The 16,000-nt window shown below is 44.4% G+C and carries 12 protein-coding genes and 10 tRNA genes; 21 read left to right on the top strand and 1 reads right to left on the bottom strand.

The genetic code is table 11. The features are described 5' to 3' along the window. Positions 1 to 4 precede the first annotated feature (4 nt). From FJQ87_RS15110 to rpoS, 5 genes are all read left to right on the top strand, one after another. The gene (locus FJQ87_RS15110) at positions 5 to 1,096 is read left to right on the top strand and encodes a tRNA pseudouridine(13) synthase TruD (RefSeq protein ID WP_140934149.1); all 1,092 of its coding nucleotides are present in this window, start codon (positions 5 to 7) and stop codon (positions 1,094 to 1,096) included. Next, a complete protein-coding gene (gene surE, locus FJQ87_RS15105) occupies positions 1,080 to 1,826 on the top strand; it encodes a 5'/3'-nucleotidase SurE (RefSeq protein ID WP_140933316.1) in 747 nt (248 codons plus the stop codon). The genes FJQ87_RS15110 and surE overlap by 17 nt, the downstream gene beginning before the upstream one ends. Continuing rightward, positions 1,823 to 2,458, top strand: coding sequence for a protein-L-isoaspartate(D-aspartate) O-methyltransferase (locus FJQ87_RS15100; RefSeq protein ID WP_140933315.1), 636 nt, complete (start codon positions 1,823 to 1,825; stop codon positions 2,456 to 2,458). Before surE ends, FJQ87_RS15100 begins: the two co-directional genes overlap by 4 nt. 101 nt (positions 2,459 to 2,559) lie before the next feature. Next, on the top strand, positions 2,560 to 3,486 hold the full coding sequence (locus FJQ87_RS15095) for a peptidoglycan DD-metalloendopeptidase family protein (RefSeq protein ID WP_206194403.1): 927 nt from the start codon (positions 2,560 to 2,562) through the stop codon (positions 3,484 to 3,486). A gap of 83 nt (positions 3,487 to 3,569) precedes the next feature. Further along, on the top strand, positions 3,570 to 4,547 hold the full coding sequence (gene rpoS / locus FJQ87_RS15090) for an RNA polymerase sigma factor RpoS (RefSeq protein WP_140933313.1): 978 nt from the start codon (positions 3,570 to 3,572) through the stop codon (positions 4,545 to 4,547). A gap of 243 nt (positions 4,548 to 4,790) precedes the next feature. On the opposite strand, the gene mutS is transcribed toward rpoS, so the two are convergent. Then, positions 4,791 to 7,373: a DNA mismatch repair protein MutS gene (gene mutS / locus FJQ87_RS15085; RefSeq protein WP_140933312.1), complete on the bottom strand. Its 2,583-nt coding sequence runs from the start codon at positions 7,371 to 7,373 to the stop codon at positions 4,791 to 4,793. A 270-nt stretch (positions 7,374 to 7,643) separates the two neighbouring features. Here mutS and recA point away from each other — a divergent pair, with 270 nt between their 5' ends. The 16 genes from recA (at position 7,644) to FJQ87_RS15005 (ending at position 15,882) form a co-directional block, all read left to right on the top strand. Next, the gene (recA, locus tag FJQ87_RS15080) at positions 7,644 to 8,702 is read left to right on the top strand and encodes a recombinase RecA (protein ID WP_140933311.1); all 1,059 of its coding nucleotides are present in this window, start codon (positions 7,644 to 7,646) and stop codon (positions 8,700 to 8,702) included. Between the two features lie 4 nt (positions 8,703 to 8,706). Next, entirely contained in the window at positions 8,707 to 9,159 is a 453-nt protein-coding gene (locus FJQ87_RS15075) for a regulatory protein RecX (RefSeq protein ID WP_240778746.1), read from the top strand. A gap of 472 nt (positions 9,160 to 9,631) precedes the next feature. Beyond that, positions 9,632 to 12,256 carry an alanine--tRNA ligase gene (gene alaS / locus FJQ87_RS15070; protein ID WP_140934147.1) on the top strand — a complete coding sequence of 875 codons (2,625 nt, stop codon included), beginning with the start codon at positions 9,632 to 9,634 and terminating at the stop codon, positions 12,254 to 12,256. 9 nt (positions 12,257 to 12,265) lie between these two features. After that, positions 12,266 to 13,501: an aspartate kinase gene (locus FJQ87_RS15065; RefSeq protein ID WP_140933310.1), complete on the top strand. Its 1,236-nt coding sequence runs from the start codon at positions 12,266 to 12,268 to the stop codon at positions 13,499 to 13,501. Between the two features lie 118 nt (positions 13,502 to 13,619). Continuing rightward, complete coding sequence (gene csrA / locus FJQ87_RS15060) at positions 13,620 to 13,814, top strand: carbon storage regulator CsrA (RefSeq protein ID WP_140933309.1); 195 nt, start codon at positions 13,620 to 13,622, stop codon at positions 13,812 to 13,814. Positions 13,815 to 14,168: 354 nt separating this feature from the next. Then, positions 14,169 to 14,260: transfer RNA gene (locus tag FJQ87_RS15055), tRNA-Ser, on the top strand. Between the two features lie 23 nt (positions 14,261 to 14,283). Then, positions 14,284 to 14,360 (top strand) — tRNA-Arg (locus tag FJQ87_RS15050). A gap of 25 nt (positions 14,361 to 14,385) precedes the next feature. Next, positions 14,386 to 14,462: transfer RNA gene (locus tag FJQ87_RS15045), tRNA-Arg, on the top strand. A 41-nt stretch (positions 14,463 to 14,503) separates the two neighbouring features. Further along, a tRNA-Arg gene (locus FJQ87_RS15040) sits at positions 14,504 to 14,580 on the top strand. A 24-nt stretch (positions 14,581 to 14,604) separates the two neighbouring features. Next, positions 14,605 to 14,681: transfer RNA gene (locus FJQ87_RS15035), tRNA-Arg, on the top strand. Positions 14,682 to 14,712: 31 nt separating this feature from the next. Next, positions 14,713 to 14,789 (top strand) — tRNA-Arg (locus FJQ87_RS15030). 31 nt (positions 14,790 to 14,820) lie between these two features. Beyond that, positions 14,821 to 14,897, top strand: a tRNA-Arg gene (locus FJQ87_RS15025). A 22-nt stretch (positions 14,898 to 14,919) separates the two neighbouring features. Then, positions 14,920 to 14,996, top strand: a tRNA-Arg gene (locus FJQ87_RS15020). Positions 14,997 to 15,005: 9 nt separating this feature from the next. Then, a tRNA-Ser gene (locus tag FJQ87_RS15015) sits at positions 15,006 to 15,097 on the top strand. A 43-nt stretch (positions 15,098 to 15,140) separates the two neighbouring features. Further along, positions 15,141 to 15,217, top strand: a tRNA-Arg gene (locus FJQ87_RS15010). Between the two features lie 239 nt (positions 15,218 to 15,456). Then, positions 15,457 to 15,882 (top strand): YqaA family protein, encoded by a 426-nt coding sequence (locus FJQ87_RS15005; protein WP_140933308.1) that lies wholly within the window; start codon positions 15,457 to 15,459, stop codon positions 15,880 to 15,882. Positions 15,883 to 16,000 lie beyond the last annotated feature (118 nt).

The raw sequence follows: 16,000 nt of genomic DNA, 5'->3' as shown, positions 1-16,000 counted from the left end.
GAGCATAAACAGCTTAACTTATTTACATGGCAAGCCTGCCATTACTGTTGATATTCGCACTGAAAACGCTGATTTCCAGGTGCAAGAAATTTTACCTTTCCTGCCAAGCGGTGAAGGTGAGCATCATTTATTGCACATTCGTAAGAATGGCTTAACCACAGTGATGGTTGCTAAGTTATTGGCTGAATTTGCTAAGGTTCACCCGAAAGAAGTGACCTATGCCGGTCAAAAAGATAAAAATGCGATTACTGAACAGTGGTTTGGTGTGCGTATTCCGGGAAAAGACACGCCTGAGTGGGCGCAGTTAAATTCTGATGAAATCACCATTTTAGCCAGCAGCCGTCACGGCAAAAAATTGCGTATTGGCGCCTTAAGCGGCAACCGTTTTCAACTGGTACTGCGTCAAGTAAGTGATGTTGATGCCTTACTTGAACGAGTGGCTGTATTGGCTGAAACTGGCGTACCTAACTATTTTGGTGAACAGCGCTTTGGTCATAACGGCAGTAATTTACGCGGCGCCTTAGCCATGTTTGGTGGCCGTAAAGTTAAAGATAGAAACAAGCGCAGCATGTATTTATCGGCCAGCCGTTCTGATTTGTTTAATCAGGTGGTATCAAGCCGTTTAGCGCAGCACGGTACTCAGCCATTAACCGGTGATTGCGTGATGTTAAGTGGTAGTCGCAGTTTCTTCACCGTTGAGCTGTGGGATGACACCTTAACTGAGCGTTTAGCAGAGAAAGATATTCAGTTATCAGCACCTTTATGGGGACGCGGCGCTTTACCATCACAAGCTGATGCTTTAGCGTTAGAGCAAGCCGCCTTAGTTGATTATGCCGCTCACTGTAATGGTTTAGAGCAAGCTGGCTTAGATCAAGAGCGCCGTACTTTATTACTGCGCCCAGAAGGCTTAAAAGCTAAAGCGTTAGACAATGACACAGTACAACTTGAGTTCATGTTACCTGCTGGCTGTTTTGCCACTGCGGTACTGCGGGAATTATGTGAATATCAAGACGTACAAGAAATGCAGTTTCAAGCCTTGATGGCTGAAAAAGACAAGTTAAAACAGGAAGCGCAGCAGGATGCAGATCCTAGTTAGTAATGATGATGGCGTGCAAGCGCCAGGCATTGCCGCATTAACCAATGCCTTGTCGTTATTAGGTCAGGTGCTCACAGTAGCACCTGATCGTAATTGCTCGGCCGCGAGTAATTCATTAACCTTGACCAATCCTTTACGGATCCATAGGTTAGATAACGGCTACATCCAAGTGAATGGTACCCCAACTGATTGTGTCCATTTAGCTATTCGTGAATTATGCCTAAGTGAACCTGATATTGTGGTTTCTGGTATTAATGCTGGCGCCAATATGGGCGATGATACTTTATATTCAGGTACCATAGCCGCCGCAATGGAAGGGCGATTTTTAGGCTACCCAGCCATAGCCATTTCCCTAGTTGGCCGCGATCTTGTTCATTATGATAGTGCGGCGTGGTACGCCCACCGCATAGTGCAAGGGCTGCTGTCTCAGCCATTGCGTGGTAATCAAATTCTGAATGTTAATGTGCCGGATTTGCCATTAGATCAAATTAAAGGCATTAAAGTCACCAGATTAGGCGCTCGCCATAAAGCAGAGGGGATAGTGGCAACCACAGATCCCGCTGGGCGGCCAATTTTTTGGCTAGGCCCACCTGGTGCAGTGCAAGATGCTGGTGAAGGCACTGATTTTGATGCGATTAATCAAGGCTATGTATCTATTACACCACTCACAGTGGATTTAACTGCGTATCAGCAACTGTCATCACTTAACGATTGGGTGCAAGCATTATGAAGCCAGTGTCGCTTGCGGCGGCTCAGCATTTAGCCACAAAACTCAAGCAGGCAGGGATCCAAAATCCTCAGGTGTTAAAAGCCGTTGCGAGCACGCCAAGAGATTGGTTTGTCGACCCCGCCCTGGTGAGTCGCGCCTTTGATAATACCGCCTTGCCGATTGGTCAGGGGCAAACCATATCTCAGCCTTATACTGTGGCGCGAATGACTGAGATTTTGCTGCATGAAAATCCGCAAACCGTGTTAGAAATTGGTACAGGTTCAGGTTATCAAGCCGCGATCTTAGCCTCTTTAGTGCCGAAGCTCTTTACTGTTGAGCGGATAAAAAGCTTACAAATCCAAGCAAGACAAAGGCTTAAACGCTTAAATCTACATAATGTTGCTTTTAAATATGGTGACGGTTGGCAAGGTTGGGCTAATCGTGGTCCCTTTGATGCCATTATGGTTACCGCGGCAGCGGCAGTTATTCCTGAGGCATTATTGGCGCAACTTGCACTCAATGGCCGTTTATTGCTGCCAATAGGCAAGGATGAGCAACATTTATTGTTAATTCGGCGCACTGCTGAAGGTTTTGTGCAGCAACGTATCGAAGCTGTTAAGTTTGTGCCCTTAGTTGCAGGTTCGTTGGCATAAGTGCTTCTAGTGCCACGGTTATAACTAGAACAACGACTTGCACTACGCGCTATGACAATCATAGCGATAACGATTAAAAGGATAATATTGTTTTGTTAAATGTGAGGGCTTATGGCATTGGCTTACTATTGAGCATATTGATTTCTGGCTGTAGCTTACAGTCACACAAGCCTGCACCTGTGGTTAGCTTGTCACATGATAAAAATCGATTGCATCAAAAGGGTTCAATTGCTGGTAAGAACTACACAGTTAAAAAAGGCGATACCTTGTATTCTATTGCTTGGGGAGCCGGGACTGATTTTGCTGACCTAGCAAAATTAAATAAATTACATAGCCCTTATATAATTTATCCTGGTCAGCAGCTTAGATTAAGAACAAGTGTCAAAAAATCAAGCACTTCAAACAATAAACTTGCGACTAATTCAACGGTTAATAAATCAGTCGTCAGTCAAAAGACTGATAGCAAAGCTGCGCAAAATAACCTGAGTAATGATAAAAATCATAAGCTTGCTGCCAATTCAGCTTCAGTTAATAATTCTGCTCCAACCACAAAGAAAGTGCTTGCGTCAAGTGCCTCGCCCACTTATTCTGTTACAACTGCTCAACAAAGTGTTAACCGAGATGTCAACAGACCCGATCTGACTGTGCCGTCAGCAGTGAGTCGTTGGAATTGGCCTGTGAAAGGTCGCTTAATTGGTCGGTTTTCTGCTACCGAGCAGGGAAATAAAGGGATTAAAATCGCTGGAAATAGAGGCGATGTGATTGGCGCAGCAGCAGCTGGAAGAGTGGTTTATGCGGGTAATGCATTGAGAGGCTATGGCAACTTAGTGATTATCAAACATAGCGATGACTACTTGAGTGCTTATGCTCACGCAGACAGTATCCTAGTGAAAGAAAAACAGCCGGTGCAGGCTGGGCAAGCGGTCGCAAAAATGGGCAGTACAGACACTAATTCGGTAATGTTACATTTTGAAATTCGTTACCATGGTGCCTCAGTAGACCCACTGAAATTTTTACCTAAACACTAATTTAGTTTAGACGCCAATTTGGCAGCGGAGGAAAAACAAGTGCAGTAGTTATGTAATTACATGTCAGGTTAGGGAGCTATAATATGAGCCGTATTAATAATACTGTTAGCGCAGACGAGCTTGTAGATGTGACTCTAGAGATGGCCGAAGAAGCATTTGAGGCTACATCTAGAGAACATACGGAAGAAATTGATAATCAAGTGCAGGAAGACCTGCAAAAAAATCTAGATGCAACACAACTCTATCTTAGTGAAATAGGTTTCTCGCCGTTATTAACTGCGGAAGAAGAAGTGTACTTTTCACGCAAATCTCTTAAAGGTTGTCAAAAATCGCGTAATCGTATGATTGAAAGCAATCTACGCTTAGTGGTTAAAATCGCCCGTCGTTATAATAATCGTGGTTTAGCGTTACTCGATTTAATCGAAGAAGGTAACTTAGGCTTAATTCGCGCTGTTGAAAAATTTGATCCAGAACGCGGTTTTAGATTCTCAACCTATGCCACTTGGTGGATTAGGCAGACGATTGAGCGTGCCATCATGAATCAAACGCGTGCAATTCGCTTACCTATTCATGTGGTTAAAGAATTAAACGTCTACTTACGTACAGCGCGTGAATTAGCTCATAAACTTGACCATGAACCGACCGCTGAAGATATTGCCGCTAAGCTTAATCTTGATAGTGGTGATGTTAGTCGCATGCTCAAGCTCAATGAAAAAATTACTTCAGTCGATACGCCCTTAGGCGGTGATAACGAAAAAGCTCTGCTTGATGTGTTAGCCGATGATGATCGCGTCGGCCCAGATTACCAAGTGCAAGATGAAGATATGCGTCATTCTGTGGTCGATTGGCTGAATGAACTTAATAGTAAGCAAAGAGAAGTACTTGCGCGCCGCTTTGGTTTACTTGGCTATGAACCTTCCACTCTTGAAGATGTGGGTGCTGAAATTGGTTTAACCCGTGAGCGGGTCCGTCAAATTCAAGTTGAAGCCTTAAAGCGTTTAAAAGAACTGTTGAGTAGTCAAGGATTGTCGGTTGAGACCATCTTTAGAGAAAGCTTTTAAACACGGATAGGAAATTGGAATTAACTCTTATAAAAATGCTTGAATAACAACCTGACATGCAAGAAATTGTTTTTAGACTAAGTTATCTGTTCTACGAAAATTAAAAACTATTGCGAAGTAAAAGTAGTGTGTAAAACCTAGCCTGTAGCTAATAAAAAACCAGTCATAATGTTGACTGGTTTTTTTATTCGTGACGATTAATAACACAGCGATTATGTCGATAGTATCGTCAATGCCAAAGCATTAAGCCATTAGCGCTTTAAGCTCGTAGAGTTTTGCTAGCGCTTGGCGCGGCGATAAACTATCAGGATCAAGTGCGGCTAAATAGTTTTCAATTTGCTCGATATCATTGATTTTTTGTAACTGCTCTAGGCTTAAATTAGTTGCAGGGCTTAATGAGTTAGGCTCCTTATGATGATCCTGCTGCTCCAACTCTTTTAATTTAAGGCTTGCAGCGCGAATAACGCTTTGCGGCACACCAGCTAAGGCAGCGACTTGTAAGCCATAACTTTTGCTGGCCGCGCCTTCTTGTACTGCGTGCATAAAAGCTATGGTGTCGCCATGTTCTATGGCATCTAAATGCACATTTTTCACCTGCGCAAGTTGCTCTGGCAGCGCAGTTAATTCAAAGTAGTGAGTGGCAAATAACGTCATTGAACCAAGCTTTTTCGCCAAATAATCAGCTGCTGACCAGGCGAGGGATAGGCCGTCGTAAGTTGAGGTTCCGCGGCCAATTTCATCCATTAATACCAAAGAATTTTTAGTGGCATTATGTAAAATATTGGCAGTTTCTGTCATCTCCACCATAAAGGTTGAGCGGCCTGAGGCTAGGTCGTCCTGCGCGCCGATGCGGGTAAAAATGCGATCAATTGGGCCAATAGTGGCACTTTGCGCTGGTACAAAGCTACCTATGTGAGCCATCAAGGTAATGAGGGCTGTTTGGCGCATGTAAGTGGACTTACCGCCCATATTGGGGCCTGTGACAATCAGCATGCGCCGCTGCTCGTTTAATTGCACTGGGTTGGCAATGAAAGGATCTTTACTGACGCGCTCAACTACAGGGTGTCGACCTGCCTCAATATGTATGCCTAACTCATCGCTTAATACTGGGCAGCAATAGTTCAGGGTTTCAGCGCGCTCGGCAAAGTTTGCCAACACGTCTAATTGTGCTGATGCTAACGCCGAATCTTGCAATAAGTGTAATTGCGGTAGCAATTGGTCAAATAAGGCTTCCCATAATTGCTTTTCAAGGGTTAAGGCGCGGCCTTGGCTTGAAAGCACTTTCTCTTCATATTCTTTAAGCTCTGGGGTGATATAGCGCTCGGTATTCTTAAGGGTTTGACGGCGCTGGTAGCTTAATGGCACTTGCCCAGATTGTAAGCGGCTCACCTCAATATAATAACCATGAACGCGGTTGTAGCCGACTTTTAAGGTCGAAATACCGGTATTGGCTTTCTCGCGAATTTCAAGTTGCTCTAAATAATCGGTAGCCCCAGTGCTTAATTGACGCCATTCATCAAGCTCTGCATGATAACCGTCACGAATAACGCCGCCATCGCGAATAAGTACAGGTGGATTATCAACAATTGCGCGCGACAGTAATTCAAGCTCAGCAGGGAATTCCCCTAATAGTGAACGTAAACGCTGTAAGTGCGGAGCCTTAGCGCAACTCAGTAATTGCTGCAATTCTGGCAAAATAGCTAAAGCTTGTCTGAGACGAGCAAGATCGCGCGGGCGAGCAGTGCGCAGTGCTACTCGAGCCAAAATACGTTCAATATCACCAAGGACTTGTAATGGGCTGCGCAGGTCATGGCTTAAGCCGGTATCTAGCAGCTCACCAACAGCTTGATGGCGTGAGCGAATATTGTCTTGATGGGTAAGCGGTTGATGGATCCAGCGCTGTAACATCCGACTGCCCATAGGAGTAGCGGTATTATCTAAAATCCATGCCAGCGTATGCTCTCTGTGACCGGCAAGGCTAATGGTCAGTTCAAGATTACGACGGGTGGCAGCATCAAGAATAATGCTGTCGTTAGGATTCATCTTAGTAATAGCATTAATATGGGGCAGGGCGGTGCGCTGGGTGTCTTTAACGTATTGCATCAAGCAGCCCGCCGCTTGAAGCGATAAGCGCGCATCGGTAATGCCAAACCCGTGCAAATCCTTTGTGCCAAATTGATTTAACAGGCTTTGAATACAAGTGTCATAGTCAAACTCCCACTCGGGGCGACGTCTACGTCCTTTGACGTTATCTATGATATTAACTTGCGAGAAATCTTCGTTATATAGCAATTCAACTGGATGGGTGCGCTGTAATTCGGCTTCGAGCGCCTCATTGCTATCAAGCTCAATAATACAAAAACGACCAGAGGCAACATCTAAGGTGGCGTAACCAAAGCCTTGTTTGCCTTCATAAATGGCGGCGAGTAAATTGTCCTGGCGCTCTTGCAATAATGCCTCATCGGTTAAGGTGCCTGGGGTAACAATTCTTACCACTTTGCGCTCAACAGGGCCTTTACTGGTCGCGGGATCGCCTATCTGCTCACAGATAGCAACAGATTCACCTTGATGAACTAATTTTGCCAGATAACCTTCAACCGCATGGTAGGGGATACCCGCCATAGGAATAGGATCACCACCGCTTTTGCCCCGCGCCGTTAATGAAATACCTAATAATTCCGATGCATTTTTGGCATCATCATAAAAAAGTTCATAAAAATCACCCATGCGATAAAACAATAGCATGTCAGGATGGGCGGCTTTGAGCGTCAAGTATTGACGCATCATAGGGGTGTGCTTTTCCAGTTCAGCGTTAACCATAGTCATTTTGCAAACTTCATCTTGAGTCAGGTGGAGTCAGACCTGAGGCCTGAATTTTTGTCGATTTTAGCAAGCTTTGAGGGTGAATGATGCACAGCGCTTTAACTTTCTTCGTAAGTAGAGTTAAGTCTTGTGCTAAAAAATTTTATGAAACAGGGCTTGATACTGTATGACTGTACAGTATACTAAGCCTAATTAAACGGCGCGTGACATAATACGCGTTTAGTACCTAGATGACTTACTTGGCACAGCGTGGCCAATAACGAGGGATACACAATGAAGATAGATCCAAACAAAGAGAAAGCACTCAGTGCCGTGTTGAGTCAAATTGAAAAGCAATTTGGCAAAGGCTCAATCATGAGACTGGGCGAAGATCGCTCTATGGATGTGGAAACTATCTCAACGGGTTCATTATCATTAGACGTTGCCTTAGGTGCTGGCGGCTTACCTATGGGCCGTATTGTTGAAATTTATGGACCTGAATCTTCAGGTAAAACCACGCTGACGTTAGAAGTTATTGCTGCAGCGCAGCGCGAAGGTAAAGTCTGTGCATTTATTGATGCTGAGCATGCACTTGACCCAATTTATGCCAAAAAACTGGGCGTAGATATTGATAACTTACTGTGTTCACAGCCTGATACCGGTGAGCAAGCCCTAGAAATTTGTGATGCTTTAACTCGCAGTGGTGCAGTTGATGTCATCGTTGTTGACTCAGTGGCAGCATTAACCCCAAAAGCTGAAATTGAAGGCGAAATTGGTGATTCACACATGGGTTTAGCCGCTCGTATGATGAGCCAAGCTATGCGTAAACTTGCGGGTAACTTAAAGCAGTCAAACACATTACTTATATTCATTAACCAAATTCGTATGAAAATTGGTGTTATGTTTGGTAACCCAGAAACTACTACGGGTGGTAATGCGCTTAAGTTTTATGCCTCAGTTCGTCTTGATATTCGCCGCACAGGCGCCATCAAAGATGGTGATGAAGTTGTTGGTAACGAAACTCGCGTTAAAGTGGTTAAAAATAAAATCGCTGCACCATTTAAACAAGCTGAATTCCAAATCCTTTATGGTCAAGGTATCAACCGTACTGGTGAGTTAGTTGACTTAGGTGTTGCCCATAAACTGGTCGAAAAATCAGGTGCTTGGTATAGCTATAAAGGTGACAAAATTGGTCAAGGCCGCGCTAACGCGGGTAAGTATTTGAAAGAAAACCCAGCCATTGCCGCCGAAATTGAATCGCAACTGCGCACCTTGTTATTAACCAAGACTGATGGCGTACCAAGTGCTGGCGGCGATGAAAATATCGATTTAGAAACGGGTGAAGTGTTCTAATAGAATGTTTGCTGAAGCAAAAAATGCGCTGTTAGCCATGCTGGCGCGGCGCGATCATTCTTGTAAAGAAGTCGCAGATAAGTTAGCTGGTAAAGATTTTAGTGCTGAAGTAATAGCCAGTGTCATAGGTCAATTTCTTGATAGTGGTTATCTTGATGATGAGCGCTTTGCCAGCGCTCTAGTGAGAAGCCACATCAATAAAGGCCATGGGCCAATACGCATTCAACAAGCCATGTTTCAAAAAGGCATAGCCAAATCATTAATCGCTCAGAGTATTGATGATGCCGATTGTGATTGGTATGAGCTCGCGAAAGCTAAAGCTGCGCGTAAATATGGTGAAGCAGAAGTGCTTGATCCTAAAGAGAAAGCTAAGCGAACTCGTTATTTATTATCTCAAGGTTTCAGTTATGACCAAGTCTCTTACGCGCTTAGTGTCAATGACTCAGATTTTGATTAACGCCATGATGCTCTGAAAACTAAGTTTGAGAGTGTGTGAGTAAATCGGCGAACTAATCACTTAGCTAATGGTTGTGTTAATAGCTATCTAAAAAATCCTTGTGTAGGTCGTAAGTTAGCTCCAATCTTTTATTATGCCCAATCTGCAAAGCTTGGGCATTTTTGTATCTGCACCATCTCATCTAATGCTTATTAAAGCTTGATAAGCACAGCATAATCACTTGCATAACGCTCATTCCAATCGACCGATAATCATCACTGAGAGATGATATTAATGTACGTTTGCAGACGGCATTAGATAGGTATCAATTCCATAACCTACCTAAGCGACAGGAAAATTTAGTGATGCTAGCGATTAGAACATCATGGACTCGCAACTTATCTATGCTTGGGTATATAATGCTGCGCAATATCATAGGCTAGTGCTTACACCAGTTAGCCAAATTTTAGTGTATCCAATTCAGGAAGATTTCATGTATCAAACCACTGCAGAGCTAAGAAGCGCTTTTTTAGCATTTTTCGGCAAACATGGTCACCAGATAGTCGACAGCAGTTCGCTGGTGCCAGGCAACGATCCGACCTTGCTTTTTACCAATGCAGGGATGAACCAGTTTAAAGACCTATTTTTGGGCATGGAAAAGCGTAGCTATAATCGCGCGACATCCTCTCAGCGTTGTGTCCGTGCTGGTGGTAAACATAACGACTTAGACAATGTTGGTTATACCGCCCGTCACCATACTTTTTTTGAAATGCTGGGTAACTTCAGTTTTGGTGACTATTTTAAGCAAGATGCAATCCGATTTGCTTGGTCATTTTTAACTGAAGAACTGAAATTACCGAAAGAAAAATTGTGCGTCACCATTTATGAAACCGATGATGAAGCCTATGGCATTTGGTTGAATGAAATTGGTGTACCTGCCGAAAATATTATTCGTATTGGCGATAATAAAGGTGCAGCATACGCTTCAGATAACTTCTGGCAAATGGGTGATACCGGTCCATGTGGTCCATGTACTGAAATTTTCTATGATCATGGCGAACACCACTGGGGCGGTCGTCCAGGCACTCCAGAAGAAGATGGCGATCGTTATATTGAGATCTGGAATATTGTATTCATGCAGTATAACCGCCAGTCTGATGGCACCATGGATTTACTGCCAAAGCCGTCAGTAGATACTGGTATGGGTCTTGAGCGTATTGCCGCCATTATGCAAGGCGTACACTCTAACTATGAAATTGATATCTTCCAGAAGTTAATTCATAAAGCGGCTGAGATCATTGGTTCTGATGATATTAACAACCCATCACTGCGAGTGATTGCTGACCATATTCGTTCATGCGCTTTCTTAGTGGCTGATGGCGTTATGCCATCAAACGAAGGCCGTGGTTATGTCCTGCGCCGCATTATTCGCCGCGCTGTACGTCATGGTAATAAGCTGGGTGCGTCAGATGTGTTCTTCTATCGTTTAGTGCCAACCTTGATTGAAGCTATGGGCGATGCTGCTCAATTAATGGCTGCCAACCAAGAGATCGTTGAAAAAGCCTTAAAGGCCGAAGAAGAGCAGTTTGGTCGTACTTTAGAGCGTGGTTTAGGTATTTTAGATCAAGCTTTGGAAGCGCTGGATGGCAAAACCTTAGATGGCGAAACTGTCTTTAAGTTATATGACACTTATGGCTTCCCAGTGGATTTAACTGCTGATGTCTGCCGTGAGCGTGATATTACTGTTGATGAAGCCGGTTTTGAAGCCGCTATGGCCGAGCAGCGCCGCCGCGCGCAAGCTGCGGGACAATTTAGCGCTGACTACAACGCAGCCCTTAAAATTGATACCCACACAGAGTTTTGTGGTTATGAGCAATTAACCGCTAAATCAGTAGTGACTGGCCTTTATGTGGCTGGCGCTGCAGTAAACAGCGTTGACGCTGGCACCGAAGCAGTAGTTGTTCTTGAGAACACTCCTTTTTACGCAGAGTCTGGCGGTCAAGTAGGTGATAAAGGCGAACTGAAATCAGCGTCAGCCTTATTCACTGTGACTGATACCCAGAAATTTGGTCAAGCCTTTGGTCATCAAGGTGTGCTTGCGACTGGCACTATTAGCTTAGGTGATAGCCTTGAAGCCATAGTTGATAACAGCTTACGTCAACGCACTGAACTTAATCACTCAGTCACTCACTTAATGCACGCCGCTTTGCGTCAAGTGTTAGGTACTCATGTTACTCAAAAAGGTTCGTTAGTGGACCCTGAGCGTTTACGTTTTGACTTCGCCCATTTTGAAGGCGTCACTCATGCGCAGTTGCAAGAAGTTGAAGTATTAGTAAATACCCAAATTCGCAATAACCATGAGTTACAGACCGCAACCATGGATATTGAAGCGGCTAAAGCCAAGGGCGCTATGGCTCTCTTTGGTGAAAAGTATGACAGCAATGTTCGCGTTGTAACTATGGGGGATTTCTCTATTGAGCTGTGTGGTGGTACCCATGTGGGCCGCACTGGTGATATAGGCTTATTCAAAATTACTTCTGAAAGTGGTATTGCCGCTGGTGTGCGTCGCATCGAAGCTGTGACTGGCGCTGCCGCTATGGATTATGTTGCTCGCGAAGAAGCTGAGTTAGCCGCTGCCGCTGCCTTATTAAAAGCCGATAGCCATTCTCTGGTTGCAAAACTTAAAGCTCAGCTTGAAAAGTTTAAGCAAATCGAGAAAGAAAACGCCCAGCTAAAAGATAAATTAGCGGCTGCAGCAAGTGCTGACTTAGTGACTGAAGCTGTTAACGTTAATGGTATCAAAGTGCTAGTTAAGAAGCTTGATGGCGTTGAAGCTGGCGCGCTGCGCGGAATGCAAGATGAGCTTAAGCAAAAAATGCATTCAGGTATCGTGCTGCTCGCTGTCGCTAATGAGAGCAAGGTTAATTTAATCGCTGGTGTTACTAATGATTTAACTTCAAAAGTTAAAGCCGGTGAATTAGTTGCCTTAGTTGCTGCGCAAGTAGGCGGTAAAGGCGGTGGTCGTCCAGATATGGCTCAGGCTGGTGGTAGTGAACCACAGAACCTTGACCAAGCATTGATTCAAGCTATGTCTTGGATCACTGAACGCCTAGCGTAAGAGGTGGTCGTGGTTAATCAACATAAGCTTAGCTGTTCAGAGCTTATTGTGAAGAAGTTTGGTGGCACTTCAGTAGGCTCAATTGAGCGTATTGAAGCTGTCGCCGAGCAGATAGCACATGCCTATCACAATGGCGAACAACAACTAATAGTGTTATCTGCAATGGCAGGCGAAACCAATCGCTTGCTATCACTGGGTGCTGCTATCAATCCACACGCCAATGCGCGTGAGATGGATATGTTAGTAGCAACGGGTGAGCAGGTGAGCATTGCCCTGATGGCGATGGCACTGCATAAGCGTGGAATTGCGGCGAGATCTCTGATTGCCGGTCAAATCAAAATCACCACAGATGCTCATCATGGCCGCGCTAAAATCGAACGCATTGATACTGAATTGCTCAATGAATTGTTAGCCGCTGATATTATTCCTATCGTGGCTGGCTTTCAGGGGGTTCAGCAAGGTGATATCACAACGTTAGGGCGTGGTGGGTCAGATACGACCGCCGTGGCCTTGGCGGCAGTGCTCAACGCCAAAGAGTGCCAAATCTATACGGATGTAGCCGGTGTATTTACCACAGACCCTAATCTTGAAGCTAATGCCATTAAGTTAGCCAAAATAAGTGTTGATACCATGTTTGAAATGGCAAGGCACGGCGCTAAAGTATTGCACCCAGATTCAGTGGATTACGCTAGACGTTACCAAGTACCGCTTCGAGTATTATCGAGTTTTGAGCAAGGCAGTGGCACCTTAATTGTCCCAAGTTCATTGGTAGACGAGTCCGGTCAAGTGGTTGGTATGGCGGTTAGTCGCTCGCAAGTCGTGATACATCTCACCTCAGTACATAATAGTGAGCAGGTGTGGGATAACATCACTACTGAATTAAATGAGTTAGGAATAGAAACTAATTTACTGACTAAATCGAATACTAGCACTTCAAGTTTAAGTTTTACCGTTGATAAGTCGTGGTTAGACGCTGTATTACTTAAGCTAGAAACTATGACGCAGCAGCAAAAAATTGCGCCTGTTAAATATGTGGACAATCAGGTAAGATTGTCATTGATAAGTAATGGTTTACTTAATCAAGTGGATGTAATGAGCAAAGCACAGGGTGAGTTAAACAATATTGATGTTGATGTTAATCTGATGTCGGCATCAGGCGCTAAAGTTGCCATGGTGTTCTGTGAGAGTAAGCTTAATGTTGCGATTCGTACATTGCATAATGCTTTTCAGTTAAATAACCAATAATTAAATCGTTGTTTTAGTGTTGGCTACTATTATTTTGTACTAAGCTGACTTTATAATAAGCTGAACTTAATGAACTAAGTACCAAGCGAATAGCAATTGGAACTAAAGGAGCAATCGAATGCTGATTTTGACTCGCCGCGTAGGTGAAACACTAATGATTGGTGATGAAGTGACTGTCACCGTTTTAGGAGTAAAGGGCAATCAAGTCCGTATTGGCGTGAATGCACCTAAAGAAGTTTCTGTGCACCGTGAAGAGATCTATCAAAGAATTCAAAATGAAAAAGCTACTCCTACAGAAGGCGGTAACTTTTAATTTACCCTACCTTATTAACCCTGGCCATTTGCCAGCGTTAGTAATCCGATAGAAGAGTCAGTATTTTACTGGCTTTTTTTATACCTGAAATTTACCTATCAGTCGTTTTTAGTTGTTTTATTCCATTCAGCGTTAATTAAACCAGTATTGAACTCGGTTTTATCTGTGCCCTACCTGCTATTTCTTTCAAATGACTTTCTATTGTTTAGCTGCAATTTTAAGCGGATCATGCCTTATTATATAAGGGCTTGCATATATTCTCAGCGATATGATTAAAAACAGGACAAACGAATTTTGTTTTCGAAAAAGGGTTTGACTTATTTTCGTCAAACAGTAATATGTGCGCCAAGAAACGGAGAGGTGGCCGAGTGGCCGAAGGCGCTCCCCTGCTAAGGGAGTATGGGCTTTAACTCCCATCGAGGGTTCGAATCCCTCCTTCTCCGCCATTTCTTGATTGTAAGTTTAAGTTGCGCATGTAGCTCAGCTGGATAGAGTACCTGGCTACGAACCAGGTGGTCGGAGGTTCGACTCCTTCCATGCGCACCACTTAACTTATAATGATGATCCCAATGCGCATGTAGCTCAGCTGGATAGAGTACCTGGCTACGAACCAGGTGGTCGGAGGTTCGACTCCTTCCATGCGCACCATCTTAGTTTATCTAAGTGTTTGGTTTCATAATTTCTCAAATGCGCATGTAGCTCAGCTGGATAGAGTACCTGGCTACGAACCAGGTGGTCGGAGGTTCGACTCCTTCCATGCGCACCAGAGAGAACAATTTGATATATAGATGCGCATGTAGCTCAGCTGGATAGAGTACCTGGCTACGAACCAGGTGGTCGGAGGTTCGACTCCTTCCATGCGCACCATCAAATGTTCAATAGTATATATTTCTAGAATGCGCATGTAGCTCAGCTGGATAGAGTACCTGGCTACGAACCAGGTGGTCGGAGGTTCGACTCCTTCCATGCGCACCATCAAATGTTCAATAGTATATATTTCTAGAATGCGCATGTAGCTCAGCTGGATAGAGTACCTGGCTACGAACCAGGTGGTCGGAGGTTCGACTCCTTCCATGCGCACCACAGAATACGAGACGATTTAATTGCGCATGTAGCTCAGCTGGATAGAGTACCTGGCTACGAACCAGGTGGTCGGAGGTTCGACTCCTTCCATGCGCACCAAGTTAAGTCGGAGAGGTGGCCGAGTGGCCGAAGGCGCTCCCCTGCTAAGGGAGTATGGGCTTTAACTCCCATCGAGGGTTCGAATCCCTCCTTCTCCGCCATTATTTACTATACTCGTTTGAGTGTGGTGGTTAATGAAAATTCGCGCATGTAGCTCAGCTGGATAGAGTACCTGGCTACGAACCAGGTGGTCGGAGGTTCGACTCCTTCCATGCGCACCAAATCGATAAACCCTGCTAGAAATAGCAGGGTTTTTTCGTATCTGTGGTATCTGCTTTTCACTCTCTTATCTAGTCTAAAAATCTTTGCTCTATTACTGACCACACCATTTGATGATTACGTTCGCTGATAGTTATCTATAGCTTTGTAGGCTATTGATTTATTAGCTAATGCCAGCCTATTTGTCTAAATGCATTCCTTGGCTGCTATACTGCGCTCTATTTTGTAGTTAAGGCGAGCTATGACCCATATTAGCATGATGTTTATGGCCTCATTTTTGGCCGCCACCTTATTACCAGGTGGCTCAGAAGTCTTATTAGCCGCTCTGCTCGCTAATGATGGCGCGCTGTGGTGGCAACTGGTGTTAGCCGCGACTGTGGGCAATACCTTGGGCTCTATGACCAGTTACTTGTTAGGATTTGTGGGGCGCAAAGCTATTACGCCTGAGCAAATGGCGAGTAAAGGGTATCAGCGCAGCTTAGCAGTGATTGAAAAATATGGGGTATGGTCGTTATTGTTGGCTTGGCTGCCAGTGATTGGGGATATTTTATGCGTTATCGCCGGCTGGCTTAAATTTCCGCCGATATTAACTGGCAGCTTAATATTTATTGGTAAACTGCTGCGTTATCTTGCGATAGCCGCCATTAGCTTGCATTGGCCTAACTGACTTGTAACACGATGTGACTGCCTAATTGCTAAGCAAGTGCTGCCCTTGTATGGTAAAGGGTCAAAATACTTGGCTGACTGGGAACTCGCTTGAGTGTTTTTAGTCTATTGATACACAA

The organism is Shewanella sp. SNU WT4 (genome assembly GCF_006494715.1).
Taxonomy (GTDB): Bacteria; Pseudomonadota; Gammaproteobacteria; order Enterobacterales; family Shewanellaceae; genus Shewanella.
The sequence above is the reverse complement of the archived record's forward strand: the minus strand, read 5'-3'. Positions and strand labels throughout refer to the sequence as shown.

Excerpts from the sequence above, each read along its gene's own strand:
- surE (WP_140933316.1), top strand. The coding sequence starts at position 1,080 with ATGCAGATCCTAGTTAGTAATGATGATGGCGTGCAAGCGCCAGGCATT.
- FJQ87_RS15100 (WP_140933315.1), top strand. The coding sequence starts at position 1,823 with ATGAAGCCAGTGTCGCTTGCGGCGGCTCAGCATTTAGCCACAAAACTC.
- rpoS (WP_140933313.1), top strand. The coding sequence starts at position 3,570 with ATGAGCCGTATTAATAATACTGTTAGCGCAGACGAGCTTGTAGATGTG.
- mutS (WP_140933312.1), bottom strand. The coding sequence starts at position 7,373 with ATGACTATGGTTAACGCTGAACTGGAAAAGCACACCCCTATGATGCGT.
- recA (WP_140933311.1), top strand. The coding sequence starts at position 7,644 with ATGAAGATAGATCCAAACAAAGAGAAAGCACTCAGTGCCGTGTTGAGT.
- FJQ87_RS15075 (WP_240778746.1), top strand. The coding sequence starts at position 8,707 with ATGTTTGCTGAAGCAAAAAATGCGCTGTTAGCCATGCTGGCGCGGCGC.
- alaS (WP_140934147.1), top strand. The coding sequence starts at position 9,632 with ATGTATCAAACCACTGCAGAGCTAAGAAGCGCTTTTTTAGCATTTTTC.
- csrA (WP_140933309.1), top strand. The coding sequence starts at position 13,620 with ATGCTGATTTTGACTCGCCGCGTAGGTGAAACACTAATGATTGGTGAT.
- FJQ87_RS15005 (WP_140933308.1), top strand. The coding sequence starts at position 15,457 with ATGACCCATATTAGCATGATGTTTATGGCCTCATTTTTGGCCGCCACC.